The organism is Dongia sp. P2_B8 (assembly GCF_056404715.1).
This window is the reverse complement of sequence record NZ_JBFUDM010000001.1, coordinates 771236-791293: the sequence shown is the minus strand read 5'-3', so window position 1 is coordinate 791293 and position 20058 is coordinate 771236. Positions and strand designations below refer to the sequence as shown.

The window sequence follows — 20058 nt, the reverse complement described above, 5'->3', positions numbered from 1 at the left end:
CTCATGCCTTCTTGCGGGCTGAGGATTCCGCCGGCAGATAATTGGCAAAATCATCTTCGATCGCCTTTGCGTCGAAGGCGATGCCGTTGAAAACGCCCGACGCCATGCCGCCCGGATAAACCTGCTCCATCCGCGCATGCAGTCCTTGGATGAGGGCTTCGGCCACCTGCAGCGGCCGCATCTTCATGCCTTCAAAGCCGGGCGTCATCGGCGTATCGACTGCCCCCGGCAGCACCCCCATGACGTGGGTTCCTTGTTGGCGCAATTCGGCGCGCAACCCTTGCGTCAGCGAAAGCAAGGCTGCCTTTGAGGCAGCATAAGTCGACATCACCGGCAAGTTGCTGTGAGCGATGACGGTAATGAGATTGACCAGGCCGCCACCGCCATTCTTGGCGAGAACGGGCTGGAAGGCACGCGAGACAGCGAGCGTGCCGAGATAGTTGGTTTCCATCTCACGCCGCGCATTGTCGAGGGCATCGCTGCTGAACAAGCCTTCATTCGAGTTCCAGCCGGCATTGTTGATCAGCAGCGTCACGTCCTTGCATGCGGCCGCCGCTTTGGCGACACTGGCTGAGTCGGTTACATCGAGTTGAACCGGTATCAATTTATCCGGCGCCACCGAGGTCAGCGTGCGCAGGCTATCAAGCTGCCGCGCACCGCAGTAGATCTTGGTGGCACCCGCACGGAGCAAAGCGCGCACCGTCTCGCTGCCGATACCGCCGTTGGYGCCGGTCACCAAGGCGACCGCGTCTTTGACAAGGTCCGGCCCTGAACCCATGCGCGCCTGCTTCACCGCGCCCTTCGCAGGTTCCTGGATCAGGCTCTGGTCATAGGCCAGCACCACCCATTGGAATCCCTGCGCACGCCGGTCGACAGCAAAGCTAGCATAGGGCGTGAAGATGCCGCAGGTTTTGCCGGCCCCTTTGGCCGCCGCCAACACGGACTGCACGGCCGCTTCATGCTTCGGGCCGAACTCGGGAAACGTGCCGATCGACATCGCCAGGTCGAAAGGACCGATGAACAGCATGTCGATGCCCGGTACCGCCGCAATCTCGGCAGCATTGGCGACAGCTGTCGCCGTCTCAATCATGACCGCCACGATGATCTCGTCATTGGCGCCGGCCATGTAGGATTTGTAATCCAGCATCGGCCGCGTGCCGCCGCCGGAACGCCCGCCTTGTGGCGGATATTTCGCGGCCCGCACCACAGCGCGCGCCTGCTCAGCGGTATCAACCATGGGGACGATCAGCGCCCGCGCGCCAGCATCCAGCACCATGCCGATGGCATGATCACTGCTATCAACGCTGCGCACTGCCGGGATCGTACGATGGCGGACCAGGCCAATGGCATATTCCAGGCTGAGCCGATCCCACAGCCCGTGCTGCATATCGAAGACAATGCAATCCGGTCCGGATTCCGCCAGCAACTCAGCGACCGATGGCGAGCCAAGTGTCGCCCAGTGGCAGGTGATGCAACCGCCGGCGGCAAGCTTGTCTTTCATGGGATTACTCATTTACTTGCCCGCACTTTCGGCCCAGCGTTTCATCAAGGTATTCGACGGCAGCGTTTCATCGACCAGTTTCCTAGCCGTCTCGACACCCGCAGTCGGCAAATTCTTCGGATCGATCAAGCCGATTTGAACCAGCACCGATGCCTGGTCCCAATAAATATGCTCGTTATAAAGCTTGTCGCCGCGGAAGCAGATGATGGCGACCAGCGGAATCTCGACATATTTGCCGGTCGGTTTTACACCCGGTAACATCCAGTCGATCTCGGTATCATGGGTGAAGCAGAACAGCATCTCGTCAACCAGCCGATCGGCACCGACCGTGCGCGAGATGGGGATGAGCTTCGTGTCCTTCGGGTTGCCGTTGACGAAATGGTGCTGGTAGAAACGCGCCAGTTCCTTCTGCCCGACACCACCGGTCATTGTGGGCACGTGATTCACATAAGGCTCGTCGACCATGGTCTTCATGGTCGCTGCCACATCACGGGCTGCGAACTCATGATAGCAATGAGCATCCCACAGCGCGGAGAGATCGTAGCGTGGGCCAATGGCCTTGCGGAACAAGGCAATCGAGCGTGAATGCGCAAGAGTTGCGGCTGGCTTGTTGTAGTGATCGCCCATGGTGCGCGCGAAGGCATGATCGACGCCGGGATAGGTATAGATCTCGATCTCCGCGCGGTCCTTCAGCGCGGTTGTGATCTGCTCGCGGGCTTCGGCGCCGCAATACTGATCTAGCTCGGCGAAATGCAGGACGGTCGGACATTTGATGTTCTTCGCTTCCCCCAGCGCGCCCTCGATGCCAACGCCGTAATAGCCGACGGCCGCATCCACATCGACCCGGCACGCGGTGAGATAGGCGAGCTTGCCGCCCAGGCAATGACCAAGCACACCGACCTTGCCGGTGCATTCCGCGCGCGCGCGCAGAGCCTTCACCGTGGCTCCGACATCCTTGATTCCCTGGTCGACATCGAACTTCTGAAAAAAGCCAAAGGCCTTCTGCCATTCTTCAGGCGAGTAGCCCATGTCGACATTGGGCTCCATGCGCCAGAAAAGGTCGGGGGCCAGGACCACATAGCCTTCCTCGGCGTAATAATCGGCTGTTTCGCGCACATAGGCATTGATGCCGAAGATTTCCTGACACAGCACAATGCCAGGCCCCTTGCCCGATTTCGGCACTGCAAGATAGGCACGGAACTGACCGCCATCTGCTGCGTTAACGGTGATGTAGGTGCCGGCCATGATGTTGTCCCCTTCGGTCTACCTTGGCGATTGCTGCACGAAAACTGCCCGATCAGCCACATCTTGGCAACTATATGTACGATTTTAGCTGCTCAATAAGAGTCAGGACGGTTTCGCGCGCAACCAGCAGTCTGTGACGCCTTGTCGCTGCTGCGCTGCAGCGTAGAAACCCCATATATGACGCCTGGAATCATGGCTCATTGGACGGAATGAGAAATTGAACAAGTCGCCTATCTATGCGGCCGGCATTGATGGCCGTGCCAACAATGGCGCGGGCAATGCCCAGGAAACTGGTCTGCAAGATGGCCTGCTGCGCCCGGAACCCAAGCTTGAAGAACCCGGCTCGACCCAGGGCGGGTTGGCGCTGCTCGGCTTGACCTTTGCTGGCCTCGCCCTCATCGCGATCTATATCAGCACGCCGATCGATTCCCCCGAATGGCCGGATTGCCCGATTCAGGCGCTGGGCAGCTGCGGCGAGAAATAGGCCGCGTACTCCTTAGACCCCCGCCAACAACCGCCGCCTCTTGCGCAATGCCGCCGACATGAAATCGATGAACGCCTTGATCCGGGCGGCCCGTTTGAGATCCGGATGCGTCAATATCCAAAGATTGGTCGAAAAGAGCGGATCGATCGGCTCCAATCGCCGCAGTGCAGGGCTGCTGTCGCCGGCAAAGCAGGGCAACAGCGCGACACCTATCCCTGCTTCGGCTGCGGAAACCTGCGCCAGCAGTGAATTACTGCGATAGGCAAAGATCGGCTGCAATCCACGGAGACGATAGAAGCCGCCAAAGCGGAGCGTCTCCGCCCCATCCTCCCAGCCGATCCACGGCAGGCTACCGACCGTCTGGCCCGCCGCCACGAGCGCTGCCAGCGGCGCGGCCCCATAGAGCGTCATGCCAAGGGGACCGATATTGATTCCGGTCATTGCCTCGGGTGCTGCAGCTGTCGGGCGCAAGGCGATATCCGCTTCGCGCCGCGACAGATTGAGAAAGCGGTTATCGACAATCACCTCGAGCTCGATCTTGGCATAGCGTTCCCGGAACGCGGCGAACATCGGCAATAGCAGCCGCTGCACCATGTCGTCAGGTGCTGTCACGCGGATCGTGCCGGTGAGGTTGAGATCACCACCAGCCATCCTGCGCTCTGCTGCCAGCGCCTGGGTCTCCATCGCTTCCGCGGCCGCCAGCGCCACTTCCCCCACCGCCGTCAACCCATAGCCACTGCGGTGCCGGTCAAAAAGACGCGCGCCCAGCCGGGCCTCCATCGCATTCACCTGGCGGAAGACCGTGGCGTGATTGACGCCCAGTGACCTCGCCGCCGGCGCCAATCCCCCAGTTCGGTGGATGGCCAAGACGACCCTGTAATCGTTCCATTCCAGCGTATTAGCGGACATATCTGTGCATTTTTGCAATACTATCTGGCCAATCATGCGGAGTTTATATCTGCAATTCAACAGCAGATATTGGTTTCACACCACCATGCCCCCTTCGCACCCATAAGGAACACAACCATGATTGATCAAAAATACGCGCCACTCGCGGCTTTCCTCCTCCGCGTCTCTCTCGGAATCATGTACTTCGCCCATGGCTTCATCATGAAGTACCTGACCTTCACACCGGCCGGCACCGCACAGTTTTTTGAATCCCTGGGCCTCCCCTCGGCTCTCGCTTATCTCACCATCGCTGGCGAGACCTTCGGCGGCATCGCCCTCATCCTCGGCATCAAGTCGCGCATCGTTTCGGTCGCGCTGCTCCCGATCCTGCTCGGTGCCATCTGGGTCCACAGCGGCAATGGCTGGATCTTCAGCAATGCCAATGGCGGTTGGGAATACCCGCTGTTCCTGATCGTCATTTCCGGTGTCGTGGCCCTGTTGGGCAGCGGCGCCTATGCGGTCGACAATCTGATCGGCAAAGCGGCCCAGCCCGCCCGCGCCTGATCGCACATCACGCGAAAGGGCGGCAGCGAGAAACTCGCTGCCGCCCTTTTTCATGTCCAAAATCCTGGCGACCCCGGCGTGACTCGAACACGCAACATCCTGCTTAGAAGGCAGGTGCTCTATCCGGTTGAGCTACGGGGTCCAACTCGTACTGCCGACTTCAATGCGTCCAGCGGCCGATGCGGTCGAAGCGGAAATTGTCGGCATATGCCTTTGGCATCACGTTGCGCTGCTGCGGCTTTTCGATCTCATAGGCAATGCCTTCGCGCATCGCATAGGCCACAGCTTCTTCCTGCGTGGCAAAGGTGAGGCGCAACTGACGGCGCGTATCGTTGCTTGAGGTCCAGCCCATCAAGGGATCAGCCTCGCGCCGAGACTCCGGTGCGTATTCCAGCACCCAATCGCTGCTGCGACCCGACCGACCTGATTGCATCGCCGACTTCGCCGGCTGATAGATTCTCGCGACCATCGCCTGACCTCGCTCCTCAGTTCACCCCATCTCGCCAGCCGTCGATTCGGCCCGGGGCAACATATCCAGGCCATAAAACCACTGCCTGGCTCCACAATTCCTATGTCGACTGTCCGGTAAGTTCGGTGACGACAATCTCATTAAAGCTTGAAAGATACCGTTAAAACGGTCCGCGGAATGGTCGGGGTGAGAGGATTCGAACCTCCGACACCCTGCTCCCAAAGCAGGTACTCTACCAGGCTGAGCTACACCCCGATCCCGCAAAATCAAGCATTTCCAGCCGTTTTATCAAAGCCCACAGAAACTGCAACGGGCGTTTTTATGACGAGCTGGACCGATACCCAACGGGGCCGGCAGCACATCTTAATGCGGCACCAGCCCGTTTGGCAGCCCGTCATTGCGCTGCAGAAAGGCCCGCGTCAAGCGGATTTCTGTCGTGCCAGCCCTGCTTTCTTCATTTGCGACTCATTCCCACCGTCGTTATGCTCCCGCCTTGGGAATCACCCGTGACAGAGGGGCTTACAATGGCGACCGCACCACAAAAGACCATAACGTTGAAGCAGCTCGGTACCGACCTGGCCGAAAAGCATGAACTCTCGAAGAAGCTGGCGAATGAGGTCCTTGGCGATCTCGTTGGCTTGATTGGCAAGCATCTGAAGAAGGGCGACAAGATCCGCATTCCGGCTCTTGGCATCTTCCAGGTGCGCAAGCGCCCGGCGCGCATGGGCCGCAATCCGGCGACCGGCGAAGCCATCAAGATCAAGGCCAGCAAAAAGATCGCCTTCCGTGCTGCGAAGGAACTGAAGGAATCGATCTAATCGATTTCTGAAAAGGTCTGATGGCTTGCGATAACGCCGCGCCCCACCCGGGCGCGGCGTTCTCATTTTGGGCACTCAATCCAGTATCTCTTTCAAGTCCAAGCGGTCAGTCGAGCACCTCTTTCACCTTGGTCGCCAGCTGTTTCAAGGTGAACGGCTTCATCAGAAAATGCGCTTCCTCGCCAGCATCGATCTTGCGGCGAAAATCGTCTTCGGCATAACCGGAGATGAAAATGACCTTCAAATCCGCGCGCCGTTGCCGCACTTCCTTGATCAAGGTCGGACCGTCCATCCGCGGCATCACGACATCGCTGATGATGAGGTCGATGTCCTGGAGCTGTTCGTTGATAAGTTCCAGCGCGGCTTCGCCACTGCGGGCTTCCAGCACCTTGTAGCCCTTGTTGCGCAGGGCCCGGGCCGAGAACAGGCGCACCGCATCCTCATCTTCGACCAGCAGAACGGTGCCGATGCCAGTGAGATCCCGGGGCTGGTCTTCGGCATGGTCGGCGCGGGCCGCCTGGTCGGACAGGGCCGCATGCTGGGGCAGATAGATGCGGAAATTGGTACCCTTGCCCATGGTGCTGTCGACAAAGACAAAACCGCCGGTCTGGCGAACGATGCCGTAGACGGTGGAGAGACCGAGGCCAGTACCCGACCCCACCGCCTTTGTCGAAAAGAAAGGCTCGAAGATACGGTCCAGGATGTCGGCCGGAATGCCGGACCCGGTGTCGGCGATTTCGATGAGCACGTAGGAACCGGGCGGCATGACCTCAACGCCGCGGCTGATCGGCTCGGCCGTCGTCACGTTGCGCGTGCGGATCAGCAGCCTGCCACCCTCGAGCATGGCATCGCGGGCGTTGACGGCCAGATTGATGATCACCTGCTCCAATTGGCCGGCATCGACGCGCACGAATTTGAGATCGCGCCCATGCTCCATCATCAGCTCGATATTCTCGCCAATGAGGCGCCGCAGCAGGTGCGAAAGCTCGGCCAACACGTCGGTCACGTCGAGCACGCGCGGCTGCAGCGTCTGCTGACGTGAAAAAGCCAGCAGCTGGCGCACCAGATTGGCAGCACGATTGGCGTTCTGCTTGATTTGCATGATGTCGGCAAAGGATTGGTCGCCGGCCCTGTGGCGCAGCAGCAGCAGATCGCAGAAGCCGATCATGGCGGTGAGCAGATTATTGAAATCGTGAGCGATGCCGCCCGCCAGCAGGCCGACCGCCTGCATTTTCTGCGATTGGGCGAACTGCGCTTCCAGGCGCTTTTGTTCGGTCGCATCGATGAGATGAACGATGAGGCCGATGGCCCGCCCCCGATCCTCCCGCCGCGACGCGTAGATGGTGACCGAACGCTGCTTTTCACCGATGAGGCGCACGGTCAAGGGCTGGCCCGCTCGCCCCTCGGCCATTACCTGGCCCAGATGTGCCTCGGCCGCCGCACGCTCTTCAGGCTGCACCAGATCGACAAAGCGAGCCTGGGCCCATGCGGCGCCGATCAGCAAATGCTGAAAGGCCGGGTTGGCCTGCTCCACCCGCCCCTTGTCGTCGAGGAGCAGGATGCTGGCTGGCGCTTCCTCAAAGAAACGTTGGAAATACTGTTCCGATACCTGCAGGGCGCTTTCCAGTTCACGCTCGCGGCTAAGATCGTGCACCACCGAGCGCGTGCGTAGTTTTGGCCCATCCCCTTTGGGTGATTGCACGACCGCGATATCGTGGCGGATGAAGGCCTGGAACGATCGTTCATTGGGTCCACGCAAGGTCACTTCACCACTGCGCGCCTGGGAATCGCGGAACGGGCTATAGGGCAATCCGCCCTGCGGCAATTGATCGGCCACCAGGTCATGGAGATTCTGGCGATAGCCACCTTCATTGTCGGGCAGCAACCCCAACCAGCTCGCGAGTGTCGAATTGACAAACAGGAAGCGCCCATTCTCGTCGACCGAATAGAAGCCGATCGGCGCGTGTTCGATGAGGTCAGCAAATTTTTCGTGGTCAGAGCGGATGAAATCCTCGATCTGGCGCTGCGCCGTCACCATTTCGGCGCCCCACAAGACGAAGCCCGGGAAGCCATCGACGCGGCGACCGGAGACATCAAACCAGTCGGTCGTACCGTCGCTCAGTGGGATTTCGATTTCGGTCCGCCCGCGGCCTCCTTCCGCCACGGTCAAAATCAGCTGGCGCAGGATTTCGGCCGCATCCGAACCAGGACTGACCCGTGCCAGGAGCAGTTCGGCGAGCGGCACCTTGGCCCCATCGAACAGGCGGTCGAAGGCGTCATTGGAAAGGACTACACGACCCTGCGGATCAACCAGCTGCCGGGCGCGCGTCGTTGCATTGAGGCTCCCCAGCAACAGATTGCGGCGGCCGATCGCCTTGAACCACAGGGTACCCAGAACGGCAATGCCAGCCAGCAGAGCGATGATGAGAACAATGGCCCAGGCCGGCAACGACGCGCCCGCATCTGCGGCGCCCGCCTGGGCAAAGGCCGGCCCGCAGGATATCAGCGACCCGGCAAAGAAGATGCCGACTGCCCAATTTCTCCGAAAAACCATGCCCCACCCCAAAAACCGCCACCCGCTACCTGAAGTGACGGCAGAGTGTAGCCGATCCACCCTCTAAATCCAGCGGCCGGCTCAATCGAGCAGCGAGGCCAACGCTGTTTCATCCGTCAGAAACGGCGTTTCTTCAGCTTGAAGATATAAGAAATCAGTTCTGCCACGGCCTTGTAGTATTCCGGCGGGATTTCCTGGTCGATATCGACCGCGGCATAGAGGCCGCGCGCCAGCGGCGGATTCTCGATGATCGGGACTTCGGCCTCTTCCGCCACCTCGCGGATGCGCTGGGCGACCTTGTCGGTGCCCTTGGCCACCACCTTCGGTGCCGCCATGGCGTTCTGGTCGTACTTCAGTGCAACAGCGTAATGGGTCGGGTTGGTCACGACCACGTCCGCATTGGGCACCTCGCCCATCATGCGGCGACGCGCGCGTTCCATGCGCAACTGCCGCAACCGGCCCTTCACCAGCGGATCACCTTCGGTCTGCTTGTATTCATCCCGCAGATCCTGCCGCGACATGCGCAACGTCTTCATATACTCGTAGCGCTGATAAAGAATGTCGGCGGCAGCGATCACCCCCATCACGGAAAAAACGCCGATAAGGACGATCTTCACTTCCTTGTTGATGGCTGCCACCAGCTGCCCCATGTCCATGCCGATCAGCTGATGCAGGTCACCGACACTCGGCATGACGAAATAGCCGACCGCTGTCGCAACCAGCGCGATCTTCATGACGCCCTTCAGCAACTCGGTGACCGAGCGCAACGAGAAGATCCGCTTGAAGCCGGCCAAAGGCGAAATCTTGTCAAGGCGCGGCATCAGATTGTCGGCCGACCATAAGAGACCGAACTGCAGATAGCTGGCGCCGAACGCTGCCATGAAAGCCAGAACCAATGGGGCGATGCCAGCCAGCAGGACCAGCCCCAGCAGCCGCCAAGCTGTATGTACAAGATGCCCGAGGTCAGCCGGAATCTGGTCCGGCGATTCGAGGAATGGCGTCGACATGTTGGCGATTTCACGGGCGGCGTGACCGCCGAACAGCAACACGGCCAGGGTGAAGGCCAGAATCATCAGGAGATGGTTGAATTCCTGCGATTTCGGGACATTGCCTTCATTGCGCGCTTCATCCAGTCGCTTGGATGTCGGGTCCTCGGTTTTTTGTGAGTCATCATTGTCTTCTGACATCGCGGATCCCCTGCCCTATTCCGTAAAACCGGAAAGATGGTCGCGATAGACTTCGAGAAACCAGATCATGGCGGCCGAGATCGTCACGGCCATCAAGCCGAAGCCGACCAGCAACTGCAGGGGCATGACGACGAAGAAGACTTGCAAGGTCGGCATCAACCTCGCGATCAGGCCCATCCCGACAACAAGCACGATGCCATAAACCAGGAACGGCGCTGCCATCTGCAGGGCGAGCAAGAAGGAATCAGCAGCGACGCGGGCGATCATGTTCGCCATATCTTCGAGCTGCGGCAGTTCGCCGGGATGGAACAGGCCATAGGTGCCTGCCAGTGCACGCAGGGTCATATGGTCGAGATCGGTAGCAAAGATGAGTACCACTGCGGTCGCTATCATGAAATTACCGGTGACAGCGCCCTGTTGCGCTGTCGTGGGATCGCTGGCAAGGGCGTTGGCGATGCCGATCTGCAGGGCGATCACCATACCGGCCGACAATGCCGCCATCAGGATCAGGCGACAAATGACCCCGAAAAAGAGCCCGATCGTCACCTCACCCACGACCAGGACCGCCATGGCAGCCGGCTGCGGCGGCAGGACCGGGATGAGGTCCTTGATCATCGGCATCAGGACCAGCGACAACAGCAGCGCAAATGAGAGACGAGAACGGACCGCGACATAGACTTCGCCAAAGCCCGGCAGCAGGGATACTGCGGCACCGATCCGCGCGAAAATCAGCAAGTACTGAAAGAGTGATCCGGTCAGGAATTCTTGGATCGACATCGACCGGCCCTAACCGCCGGCCCGCGCCATGACCTGCTCGGTAAAGTCGGTCAACGCATGCAACATGAACGGTGCCAGTAGCAGCAGCGACACGAACACGACGATAATCTTCGGGACGAAGGTCAGCGTCGCTTCCTGGATCTGGGTCAGTGCCTGGAAAAGGGAGATGAGCAGGCCGACGATCAAGGAGATCAGCATGATCGGCGCGCCGACCTTGAGGGTCACGATCACGGCGTCACGGGTAATTTCGAGAAGCGCTGCCTCATCCATGGCAGGATCCTAGCACAGAAACCGTTGGATCTGATGGATCAGATCGGCATCCGCATGATTTCCTGATAGGCGGAAATAACGCGATCGCGCACCGCCGTTACGGCCTGCAGGGTGACTTCGGCCGCCGAGACGGCCGTCACCACGTCGGTCACATTGGCCTGACCGGCAGCCGCCAGCATGGTCTGCTTTTCGTCGCTTTTGCCAGCCTGGATAGAATCCGTCTTGATGTTCTGCAGCAGCTCGCCAAAGCTGGGGCCGGCGGTATCGCGCGCCTCAAGCCCGCTGCCGCCCAGGGCCTTGGTGGCAGCATTATAGGCATTGACGGCATTGCTGATAATCGGATCGGCCATGGTCTAAATCCCTTTATCGCTAGCGCAGGACGTCGATGGTGCGCGATAGCATGCTGCGCGACGCCTCGATGACCTTGAGGTTGGCTTCATAGGATCGCTGCGCTTCCCGCATGTCGGTCATTTCGACCAGCGAATTCACATTCGGCAGACTGACGTAACCGTCCTTGTCCGCGGCCGGATTGCCAGGCTCATATTTCTTGCGGAAATCGCTGGGATCGGTGCCGACCTTCGATACCTTCACCCGGTCAAAGCCCATCTCGCGATCAAGCTGGTTCTTGAAGGTGATGACCTTACGGCGATAGGGGTCCGCACCCGGCGTTTCACCCACTGAATCGACGTTGGCAAGGTTTTCCGCGATGACCCGCAACCGTTCGCCCTGCACACGCATGCCAGCGCCCGAGATGAACATCGTATCAAACAGTTCCATAAGACGCTCCTAGCACACTATTCGCCCGGCCCATCGCCGGAATCAGCCGCCGCTGCGGCCAATGGCGGTTTTGAAAAGATCGAGGTGCTTGCGGTATAGGTTAACCACCATGTTGTAATTCATCTGGGTGTCCGAGACCTTGATCATCTGTTCTTCGATCACCACGGAATTGCCGACCGGTGCCGATTCATAGGTCTTCTTGGTCTTCTTGGCGTCGAACTCGCCGGCCGGTGCCACGGTGCCGACCAGATGTTTCTTGCTGGTCCGAACCGGCTCGACCGGTGCCAGCTTGCGCATCTCCGCCTCGAAATCGATCGGCTTGAGATCCTTTGGCTGATAGCTCGGCGTATCGGCATTGGCGATGTTCTGCGACAGGACACGGGTTCGCTCAGCGAGCCACCCCATGCGCTCAGTCAACCGTTCGAACAATGGGATGTTGGTGAAATCCATCCGCTCCGCTCCCTCGCCCGCTGCGCCAAAAGTCTGCTCAAATCTCTGGCCGTGCAGGATTAACGCGATTCTCGGCCGCAGGCCTTAAGATCCCGTTAAATTACCTAAAATGCTACGAAAAATCTCGGCAAATTGGGTGCATCCACCCTATAGCCGTGTGAGCATGGAAGAACGTATTGATTTCGCATCATATTGGGCATCAGTTAAGGGCTCGTTAAGCAAACTGCCACATAGTATAAAAAATGTAGCGCCATCCCGGGGACCCCAGAATCACCCCGAAGGAGCAAAGAATGGGCCCCAGCGACGAGGACGAGATCGGCCCCCGCCGCCCCCGATGGCAAAAGCCAAAGGATCGGGTGCCTGTTGCCGTTGCTCTCGACCATAAACCCAAGCAAGGCGGTCAACCCAATAGCCGCGCCCCTCGCGTGGTTGCTACCGGCCGTGGCAGTGTTGCGGAACAGATTTTGGAAATCGCCTTTGCCAAGGGCATCCCGGTCCGCGAAGACCCGGACCTGGTCGAACTGCTGGCGGCCGTCGAGCTCGAAGCGGAAATCCCCGTCGATGCCATTGCGGCCGTGGCCGAGATCCTCAGCTATATTTACCGCGCCAACGGCCACGCCCAGGACGACACACCGTGAGCAAACCAACCGCCCTGCACGAACATGAAGATCTGGCCACGGCGATTGCCGAACTATCGGCCATGATCAACGATACCCGCGTCATGGCCGAAGCAGGTCAGCTGGTTGAACTCGACCTTCTCGCCATGCGCATCGCCGTGCTGTGCGATGCGGTGGCGTCGCTCTCCGTTGATGTGGCGAAGCCGCTGCGCCCGGCCCTTGAGACCTTGATGGGCGAATTGGACCGCCTGGACTATTCCCTGCGCCGGCAGAATGTCGACCTTTCACTGGACCTCGAGCAAGCCGACCGGCGCCTGCGCGCGCAGCTTGCTTATGGCGCTTCCCCGCGCAAGGATCCCGGCAATACTTCCGGCCGCAGCTGATTCTCAGAGAACAAGGTTGAACCGGGCCAGCAGGACGAGACAGGACCATACATGACGTTCGATTCCTATCTGCAGTTCGTCTTGGCGCTCCTGCTTGTTCTCGGCCTTATCGCCCTTCTGGCATGGGCCCTGCGCCGCTTCGGCCTTGGTGGCGCCATGCGCGCGGGCTCCCAGCGGCGCGTGCAAATCGTCGAGGCAACGCCCATTGGGCCGCGCCACCGGCTTCTGCTGGTGCGGCGCGACCGGGTCGAGCATCTGCTGCTGTTGGGGCCACAAGGCGACATCGTGGTCGAAAGTGGCATCACGCGGGCTGACTTTGATCAGGAACTGGCGCGCAAGGATGCTGCCGGAAAACCACCTATCCGCGATGTGATCCGGCAGGAACCGCCACCCTTGCGCGGCCCCGCCGATCTTTCGCTGCCCCAGAAAGACGATCGCAGATCATGACCCAGCGCCCCTATAGACGGTTCCTGCACCTGAGCGGCTTGGCGCTGCCTATCCTGTTGCTGATGGCAGCACCCGCTGCCGCGCAAAGCCTCAATCTTGACCTCGGTGGCGACGGGCCGAATGGCGGCACGACGGGTCGGATCATTCAACTCCTGGCCCTCATGACAGTGCTGTCGCTGGCGCCGGGCATCCTGGTCATGGTGACCAGCTTCACCCGCGTCATTATTGTGCTGTCCCTCCTGCGCTCGGCCCTGGGTGCGCAGCAGACGCCGCCCAACATGGTGCTGACCAGCCTCGCCTTGTTCCTGACTGTGTTCATCATGGCCCCTACCTTCCAGAAGGCCTATGACGATGGCGTTGCCCCTCTGATCGCCGAAAAGATCACTGAAGAGCAGGCCTTGCCGCTGGCGGTGGCACCCTTCCGCACCTTTATGCTGTCGCAGGTGCGCGAAAAGGACTTGGCCTTGTTCATGGACATGGCCCAGGTCGACGAAGTGGCGACCCCGGAAGAAACGCCGCTCAAAGTGCTGGTGCCAGCCTTCATGATTTCCGAACTGCGGCGCGCCTTCGAGATCGGCTTTCTGATCTTCCTGCCCTTCCTCATCATCGACATGGTGGTGGCATCGGTCCTGATGTCGATGGGCATGATGATGCTGCCGCCGGTGATGATCGCGCTGCCGTTCAAGCTGATCTTTTTCGTGATGGTCGACGGCTGGTATCTGGTGGCTGGCAGCTTGGTGCGCAGTTTTGGCACCGGCGGATGATTAGCGCGGCAGATGGTCAGGGGGCCGCTGGGCCGGGCGGTGACGACGTATCCGGTTCCGTCTCTGGAGCGCTCAGGCTTTCTTTCTTCAATCGCTCACGATAGTCGTCGACGAAAGCTCCCAGTTGATCGACGCTCTTCATCGCTGCACCGATGCTGTCGGCGAGGCTGCTGGACGGCGATGTCAGCGTGGCAAAAGCTGTCGCATAGGGGCCCTTCGCCATCGCTTCGCCATGCGCCTTGCCCAACATGCGCAATCCGGCGCGATCATTGGCCTGCGACAAGGCAACCGCCTGGTTGAGGATGAGCGGTGCCAGGACGGTGGTAAATTGCTGGTCCCGCTTGGCCGCAGCGGCGCCGTCATCCGCTACCTCTGCCAAGGCGGCGGCGGGATCTGCCGTCAGGTCCGGCGGCGGCCTTAGTGACGGATCTTCTTCCTGCAGGCGTGCCGTTTCGCCGGCCACCAGATTACCGAGGGCGGTGGCCGCGGCTGGCCATTCACGCATGCGCCAACTGAGATCCGCCTTCAGCCGCAGGCCATCTAGGCTATTGTCGTCGCGGATCAGCGCCATGCCCTTCAACGTGTCGCCAGTCTCGAACAGCGCCCGCCCCTGCAGGCGGCGACGCTGGGCGACGAGCTCCGGCGGTATGTCCGGCACCTCGCTGGCCTTAATGGCATCGAGCGCATCGTCCGGTTTGCCGTCCAGCAATTCAATGGCCGCGAGCCGCGTGCCTGCCTTGGCCTTGTCCAGGCCGCTCAGCCGCTTGGCGACCTGATTCTGCAGCAACCGTGCAGCACCATCCAGCAGATCGACCTTCACCAGACGGTCGGCCAAGGCCGTGACCATCCTGTCACCGTCTGGCCCGCTCGGCGTCAATTCGCGGAACTCGTCATAAAGTGCCACCGCCGTCAGCGGCGCCAGGCGATCGGCCTTGTCGCCGAGATAGAGATCGTGGAACGCCTTGGCCATCGCTTCGGTGGCAAGCTGCGCCTTCGGATTCCTCGGGAAGTTCGTTGCCGCCTGGCGCAAGGTCACCAGCCCTTTTCGGGGCTGGTCGGAATCGACATAGAGCTGGCCCAGGCGCTGCAGCAGATCGAACTCGAAATCGGTGCCGCGCCAGACGAAGCGCAGTGCCTCCAGCTGTTTGGCGGCTTGCTTCGTATCGATCTTCTTCTCGGCAAGTTGCAGTTCCGTCATGTCGAACTGCGAACGGGCATGGACTTCATCGACCGGGCTGTCGGCCAGGGCAGCCCAGGCCTTGATCGCCTCATCTTTCTTGCCACCCTGGACCAATTGGAGCCCGGTGAGATAATCGGAATAGGTCCGCTCTTCCGCATTCGGCATATCGACCTTGATCGTATCCAGGAAGGCCTGCGCCCCTATGGCATTGCCCTCGCGGATCAACGCTTCGGCGGCAGCACGGCGGATCAACATGCGCGCTGGTTTCGGGTAATCGTCGAGCGATGGAATGGCGCCGCCAAACACTTTGGCCGCAGTTGGCCAATCCCGTTCCAGGGCGGCGACATAACCGCGGAACAAGCCAGCCTCGGGGACATCGCGCAGTTCCGGCCGTTCCAGATCGACCAGCGCCTCCGCAGGGCGGTCTGCCAACGCCAGGGCAGCACCGCGCAATGTCAGCACATCCTTGTCACCGTCCTCGGCGCGCTTATCCAGCATCGCCAAATCATCGAGGGTCTCCGGGTAGCGGCCATGGGCGAAGTGAAACTGGGCGAGCGCCAGCCGGGCCAGCGGCTTGTCGCTGTTCGATGCTTCATCGACGGCTTCGCGCAAGGCCACTTCATCGCTGCCGAAATTGGCCTCGCCACCGCGGCGCCAAGCTGGCTGGTCGAAGATGCCGACCACGGTTGATTCCATCGCCGGCGCACCGGTGTGCGCGGCCTCGGATGCCGGCGCCCCTGGCGTTGGCGCGGTCGCTGCCTGCTGTGTCGCCGGCGCCCCCGGCTCCGCAGGCGGCGGCTCCGTTTCGGAAATCGGCTTCGGGACCACAGGGCTGGCACCACCACCAGGCACTCCGTCAGTGGTGACAACGACACCGTTGGGCAGGGCTTCTACCCGGGTGCGATCGCTGATCGGCACCACCACAACCCCCTGGAAGCTGGGCAGGACGCGGAAATCCGGCCATGCGGCACCATCGGCGATGCCGGCACCCGCCGCCAGCAGCGGCACCACCGAAATCATGTCGCCAGCCTCCGGGTCGCGCAGGTTGATGACCGGTCCCGGGCGTGTCGCCTGCAGCAGCAATGAGGCACCGCCATTGGCAAGCGATTCACGGCGCTGGTCGATGCCCTTGGCCGGACGCAGATCACGCCCGCTGCCAAGACTGATCTGCCAATGCCGCCCGTCGCCGGTGATCTTGGCGCCCACGTCACCGCCATCGCCGAGCTTGTCGAGCGATGGCAGGCGCAAGACGGTCGCGTAAGGCGTCTCCACCCGCGCCAGGCCCGTGAGTATAGGCGCCGCTTTGACGAGCGCCGGCAGGTCGACCGGTCCGGGCCGGTCGAAGGCCAGCCACAGCGCATCACCGCGTTTGAAGACGGCAAGGCCCGTCGCCTTGGGAAAGGTGAAGTCCAGGGTGGCCCCATTTTGTGCAGGCGCCGCCAGCGCCGCGATCTCGACCGGTGCCGGGGGCTGTGCTGGCTTGGTCACCGCTGGTTCTTTGGTGATTATGACGGGCGGCGCAATCTCAACCGCCGGCGGTGTTGATGGAACCGGCGCGGTATCAGCAATCGGTGGCGCGGATTGCAAGGCCGGTACTGATGCGCTGGGGCGCGGCGCGGGTGCGGGTTCAGCCTCCAGCTCGGGCGCCGGTGCGGCTGCAGTTGCAACTGGCGCAGGTTCAGGCTGCGGTTGCGGTGCTGGCGCTTCGGCAGCTACAGGTGCCGCGGCAGCGGCCTGCGGCTTGCCGTCCACCAGATCGACCACGATCGTGCTGCCGTTGCGGAAGGCGTTGAGCCCGACATTGGGCAGCAACCGCATCTCCAAGGCGAGATTGCCCTGCGCTGTCGACATCGCCGTGACGCCGCGCAAGCGCGGCGGCAGGCGCGTTGAAACATCCAGCCGACCTGGCTTGGCAAAGCTGAGGATGGCCCTGTCACCTTCCTGGCGCAGCGTGAAGTCAACGCCGGGCCAATCGATGGCGAGGCGCGAATAGCCGCTATGTTCGCCACCGCGCAGCTTCAGCTTGGGCCCGGTCGTGGGCGCTGCAGGCGCCAGCGGCCCCGCGTCAGCGGCGACAGCAGGCGCCTCGATGTTGGCCGGTGCCTCGTCTTTTGCCGGAGCCTCGGCCTTCGCGGGTGCTACTTCCGGTAGCTTGGATGCGGCCTTATTGGGCAATACCGCTTCCCCCGGCTGCGCCAGATCCAGCAGCAGGCGGCTGCCGGCCCGGTCGAGGCGATAGGTAACCGGCTTCTTCAAGGTCAGCGTGAGGGTCTTGCCATCGGCACTCAGCGCAGCTGCGCGGATATAGGCTTTGAGATTGCGCCGGGTTGCTTCTGGGTCGAGTGCCACGGCCCGGTCGAAACGCAAGGTCATCGCCTTGTCGTCGAGGACGATGTCGACCTGCGGTGGCTTGGCCTTGGCCCAGTCCAGGGTCAGGCGGCCAAAATCATCGAACAGCTGCCCCGTCGCGCCAATAGCGTCGGTGGCCGTATCCTGGGCAACGTCCTGCGCCGCCGCCGGACCGGCCATGACGGCCAGGGACAGAGCGACCAAGTACAGGAGCCGCCTTAGCATGGCGGCCGACTCCGAGAGGACCCTAAACATCCACAGAAGATAATCGGGATTGGCAGCATTCGCCACCCAAGCGCCATACCGGTATCGAGGGGGCAAGGTCTTGCGCCACTTGGCATTCCTGGCCCGGCAGCAGCTGGCCGAAAGGTCAGTCGAAGCTGGCGAGCAGCGCGTCGATTTCCGCCTGCTTGGAGGCATCGTCCGGCAATTGCGGACCGTTAAGGAGATCGGCGTCCGTGGGCGCCTTCTTCACTTCCTCAGCCGATTCATCCGATTCCGGATGCGCCTGCTTGTATTTCGCGATTTCGTCGCCGAATGCCGACACCAGGGCTTCGACCTTTTCCTCGATATGCTTCAGCGTATTCACCACCTTGGTGATGCGCTGTCCGGTGATGTCCTGGAAATTGCACGCCTCATAGACCTGCGTCACAGCTTCATTCACCTTGTCGCCGAATTCGCCGGGCAATTCACCGGCAATGGATTCAAGGCTTTCCATGGCGCCAAGGATCGAATTGGTGGCTTCTTCCGTGGCGCCAACGATGGCATCGAGCTCATCGGTCGCTTTAGGCAAATGCCGCGCGGTGATTTCGTCCGGACGCAAGGCGGCGATTTCCGACTTGGCCGAATGGATGTATTTGGAGAGAGATTCCAGCTCCGTGAAGAGCTTGAGATTGCCGTCGGAAAGGTCGCCTTCCATGGTCGCCAGCAGGCTGGAAACGACATCCGCGATCTCATCGCGGCTGACCGTCTGCATGCGCCCTTTGAGAGCGCTCAGGCGATGGACAAGCTCTGGTGGAACTGTTGCAGTCATACCGGCCCCCATAGTAACTGGCCCCCTTTTCAAATCGGCTCAGAAATTGCCGAGAACGGTAACCAGTTTGGTCTTCAGCGTGGCGGCGTTGAACGGCTTGACGATGTAGTTGTTAACACCCGCTTCCTTGGCAGCGATCACGTTCTCGGTCTTGCTCTCGGCCGTGATCATGATGAAGGGCAAATTCTTCAAACGGGAATCTGCGCGCACTTCGCGCAGCAGCTGGATGCCGGTCATCGGCTCCATGTTCCAATCGGAAATGACCATGCCGTAATCCTTGTCGCGCAGTTTCTGCAGCGCCATGGACCCGTCAGTGGCTTCGTCCACGTTATTGAAACCCAATTGCTTCAATAGGTTACGGATGATGCGGAGCATCGTCTTATAATCATCGACGATGAGGACTTGCATATTCAGATCGACCGACATCAGTTCCCTCTCACTCCAACTCTTTTCCGTTTATGAAGCAGATTTGCCCCGTCAGCGGCTTGAATCTGCAGGAAATAGGTTAAACCGGGGTTAAGCGCCAGAAACAAATTGGGGCGCCTAAATCACGGTGTAAATGGCAGCGTTTTCTGCTGCGCGAGCTCAAAAGTCAGTTCCTTGACCTTGGTCGGGGAGACCAAGGCGAGGATAGGTGCTGCGCGGCTGGTTTTCATCCGGCTGACCAGGTCCGCCAGAAGGTCCATGTCCATCTCTTCGAACACCTGCGCGGCATCCTTCGGCTTCATTTTTTCGTAGGTCTGGACCAGCGTCTGGAGCTGCTGTTCCTCCGCATCGGAGCGCTTCTTCAGCAGGTCTTCGACCGTCGACTGCAGGGCTTTGAGCTCGGCCATCTTCTGGTCCATGCGCTGCTCGGCCGCGACCACCATGGCTTCGCGCTCATCCAGCTGGCGGGATTTCAGTTCCAGCTCCTCGCGCCGCTTGGCCAGCTGCTGGAGGACCTCAACCTCCTCATCGGTATATTCGAGCGGATCCTTGGTCGGTGCTGGCGTTGCCGCGGCACCCTCCGGCGCAACACCGCCTTCCGGGGCAGCTGCTGGCTCGGTCGCGGTCGCATTGGCCGCAGTGGCGGGGGTCGGAGGCTGGGTTGCCGCGGCATTCTGTGCGGGTGCCGCTGGCTGAGCCGGTGCCGACTGCGCCTGGGTCTCTGTCCCGAGACCGACCGAGATGGTCTGCCACATGTCGCCCACGCGAATGGTGATGACAAGTGCCATCACGCCGACGAGCACGGGCAAGAGACGCAGCCGCCTGCCGCCTTGGCGACCAATCGTTGGCTGAGGTGCGGGTTGCACGGACATCAA

At 60.9% G+C, this 20058-nt stretch carries 22 protein-coding genes and 2 tRNA genes; 7 read left to right on the top strand and 17 right to left on the bottom strand.

Features of this window, described 5'->3' with window-relative positions; translation table 11 throughout:
- Position 1: 1 nt before the first annotated feature.
- Positions 2 to 1501 carry an SDR family oxidoreductase gene (locus tag AC1DWZ_RS03620; RefSeq protein WP_477167494.1) on the bottom strand — a complete coding sequence of 500 codons (1500 nt, stop codon included), beginning with the start codon at positions 1499 to 1501 and terminating at the stop codon, positions 2 to 4.
- Between the two features lie 12 nt (positions 1502 to 1513).
- Positions 1514 to 2746, bottom strand: coding sequence for a dienelactone hydrolase family protein (locus AC1DWZ_RS03615; protein WP_477167493.1), 1233 nt, complete (start codon positions 2744 to 2746; stop codon positions 1514 to 1516).
- A 217-nt stretch (positions 2747 to 2963) separates the two neighbouring features.
- Here AC1DWZ_RS03615 and AC1DWZ_RS03610 point away from each other — a divergent pair, with 217 nt between their 5' ends.
- A complete protein-coding gene (locus AC1DWZ_RS03610; RefSeq protein ID WP_477167492.1) occupies positions 2964 to 3230 on the top strand; it encodes a hypothetical protein in 267 nt (88 codons plus the stop codon).
- A 12-nt stretch (positions 3231 to 3242) separates the two neighbouring features.
- Here AC1DWZ_RS03610 and AC1DWZ_RS03605 read toward each other — a convergent pair whose 3' ends face one another.
- A complete protein-coding gene (locus AC1DWZ_RS03605; protein WP_477167491.1) occupies positions 3243 to 4139 on the bottom strand; it encodes a LysR family transcriptional regulator in 897 nt (298 codons plus the stop codon).
- A gap of 117 nt (positions 4140 to 4256) precedes the next feature.
- On the opposite strand from AC1DWZ_RS03605, the gene AC1DWZ_RS03600 reads away from it, so the two are divergent.
- Entirely contained in the window at positions 4257 to 4682 is a 426-nt protein-coding gene (locus AC1DWZ_RS03600; protein ID WP_477167490.1) for a DoxX family protein, read from the top strand.
- Positions 4683 to 4747: 65 nt separating this feature from the next.
- On the opposite strand, the gene AC1DWZ_RS03595 is transcribed toward AC1DWZ_RS03600, so the two are convergent.
- The 3 genes from AC1DWZ_RS03595 to AC1DWZ_RS03585 form a co-directional block, all read right to left on the bottom strand.
- A tRNA-Arg gene (locus AC1DWZ_RS03595) sits at positions 4748 to 4824 on the bottom strand.
- Positions 4825 to 4842: 18 nt separating this feature from the next.
- Positions 4843 to 5151, bottom strand: a complete 309-nt coding sequence (locus tag AC1DWZ_RS03590; RefSeq protein WP_477167489.1) for an ETC complex I subunit — start codon at positions 5149 to 5151, stop codon at positions 4843 to 4845.
- Between the two features lie 178 nt (positions 5152 to 5329).
- Positions 5330 to 5406 (bottom strand) — tRNA-Pro (locus tag AC1DWZ_RS03585).
- Positions 5407 to 5675: 269 nt separating this feature from the next.
- Between AC1DWZ_RS03585 and AC1DWZ_RS03580 the strand changes: the two genes are divergently transcribed.
- A complete protein-coding gene (locus tag AC1DWZ_RS03580) occupies positions 5676 to 5969 on the top strand; it encodes an HU family DNA-binding protein (RefSeq protein ID WP_477167488.1) in 294 nt (97 codons plus the stop codon).
- Positions 5970 to 6075: 106 nt separating this feature from the next.
- On the opposite strand, the gene AC1DWZ_RS03575 is transcribed toward AC1DWZ_RS03580, so the two are convergent.
- The 7 genes from AC1DWZ_RS03575 to AC1DWZ_RS03545 form a co-directional block, all read right to left on the bottom strand.
- On the bottom strand, positions 6076 to 8523 hold the full coding sequence (locus AC1DWZ_RS03575) for a response regulator (RefSeq protein ID WP_477167487.1): 2448 nt from the start codon (positions 8521 to 8523) through the stop codon (positions 6076 to 6078).
- A 116-nt stretch (positions 8524 to 8639) separates the two neighbouring features.
- Positions 8640 to 9710, bottom strand: coding sequence for a flagellar biosynthesis protein FlhB (gene flhB, locus AC1DWZ_RS03570; RefSeq protein WP_477167486.1), 1071 nt, complete (start codon positions 9708 to 9710; stop codon positions 8640 to 8642).
- Between the two features lie 15 nt (positions 9711 to 9725).
- Positions 9726 to 10487 (bottom strand): flagellar biosynthetic protein FliR, encoded by a 762-nt coding sequence (locus tag AC1DWZ_RS03565; protein ID WP_477167485.1) that lies wholly within the window; start codon positions 10485 to 10487, stop codon positions 9726 to 9728.
- A 9-nt stretch (positions 10488 to 10496) separates the two neighbouring features.
- The gene (fliQ, locus tag AC1DWZ_RS03560) at positions 10497 to 10757 is read right to left on the bottom strand and encodes a flagellar biosynthesis protein FliQ (RefSeq protein ID WP_477167484.1); all 261 of its coding nucleotides are present in this window, start codon (positions 10755 to 10757) and stop codon (positions 10497 to 10499) included.
- A 38-nt stretch (positions 10758 to 10795) separates the two neighbouring features.
- Positions 10796 to 11107, bottom strand: a complete 312-nt coding sequence (gene fliE, locus AC1DWZ_RS03555) for a flagellar hook-basal body complex protein FliE (protein ID WP_477167483.1) — start codon at positions 11105 to 11107, stop codon at positions 10796 to 10798.
- 19 nt (positions 11108 to 11126) lie between these two features.
- Positions 11127 to 11534 (bottom strand): flagellar basal body rod protein FlgC, encoded by a 408-nt coding sequence (flgC, locus tag AC1DWZ_RS03550; protein ID WP_477167482.1) that lies wholly within the window; start codon positions 11532 to 11534, stop codon positions 11127 to 11129.
- 42 nt (positions 11535 to 11576) lie between these two features.
- Positions 11577 to 11984, bottom strand: a complete 408-nt coding sequence (locus AC1DWZ_RS03545) for a flagellar basal body rod protein FlgB (protein ID WP_477167481.1) — start codon at positions 11982 to 11984, stop codon at positions 11577 to 11579.
- A gap of 356 nt (positions 11985 to 12340) precedes the next feature.
- Here AC1DWZ_RS03545 and AC1DWZ_RS03540 point away from each other — a divergent pair, with 356 nt between their 5' ends.
- From AC1DWZ_RS03540 to fliP, 4 genes are read left to right on the top strand one after another with little or no spacing between them, the layout of a single operon-like run.
- Positions 12341 to 12622 carry an EscU/YscU/HrcU family type III secretion system export apparatus switch protein gene (locus AC1DWZ_RS03540; RefSeq protein ID WP_477167480.1) on the top strand — a complete coding sequence of 94 codons (282 nt, stop codon included), beginning with the start codon at positions 12341 to 12343 and terminating at the stop codon, positions 12620 to 12622.
- Positions 12619 to 12984, top strand: coding sequence for a hypothetical protein (locus AC1DWZ_RS03535; protein ID WP_477167479.1), 366 nt, complete (start codon positions 12619 to 12621; stop codon positions 12982 to 12984). Before AC1DWZ_RS03540 ends, AC1DWZ_RS03535 begins: the two co-directional genes overlap by 4 nt.
- A 51-nt stretch (positions 12985 to 13035) precedes the next feature.
- Positions 13036 to 13431, top strand: a complete 396-nt coding sequence (locus tag AC1DWZ_RS03530) for a flagellar biosynthetic protein FliO (RefSeq protein WP_477167478.1) — start codon at positions 13036 to 13038, stop codon at positions 13429 to 13431.
- Positions 13428 to 14195 (top strand): flagellar type III secretion system pore protein FliP, encoded by a 768-nt coding sequence (fliP, locus tag AC1DWZ_RS03525; RefSeq protein WP_477167477.1) that lies wholly within the window; start codon positions 13428 to 13430, stop codon positions 14193 to 14195. The genes AC1DWZ_RS03530 and fliP overlap by 4 nt, the downstream gene beginning before the upstream one ends.
- Positions 14196 to 14211: 16 nt before the next feature.
- Here the strand turns inward: fliP and AC1DWZ_RS03520 are convergent, their stop codons facing one another.
- From AC1DWZ_RS03520 to AC1DWZ_RS03505, 4 genes are all read right to left on the bottom strand, one after another.
- Positions 14212 to 17928 carry a tetratricopeptide repeat protein gene (locus AC1DWZ_RS03520; protein ID WP_477167476.1) on the bottom strand — a complete coding sequence of 1239 codons (3717 nt, stop codon included), beginning with the start codon at positions 17926 to 17928 and terminating at the stop codon, positions 14212 to 14214.
- A gap of 166 nt (positions 17929 to 18094) precedes the next feature.
- The gene (locus AC1DWZ_RS03515) at positions 18095 to 18757 is read right to left on the bottom strand and encodes a protein phosphatase CheZ (RefSeq protein WP_477167475.1); all 663 of its coding nucleotides are present in this window, start codon (positions 18755 to 18757) and stop codon (positions 18095 to 18097) included.
- Between the two features lie 39 nt (positions 18758 to 18796).
- On the bottom strand, positions 18797 to 19183 hold the full coding sequence (locus tag AC1DWZ_RS03510; RefSeq protein ID WP_477167474.1) for a response regulator: 387 nt from the start codon (positions 19181 to 19183) through the stop codon (positions 18797 to 18799).
- Between the two features lie 122 nt (positions 19184 to 19305).
- Positions 19306 to 20055 (bottom strand): MotE family protein, encoded by a 750-nt coding sequence (locus tag AC1DWZ_RS03505; RefSeq protein WP_477167473.1) that lies wholly within the window; start codon positions 20053 to 20055, stop codon positions 19306 to 19308.
- Positions 20056 to 20058 lie beyond the last annotated feature (3 nt).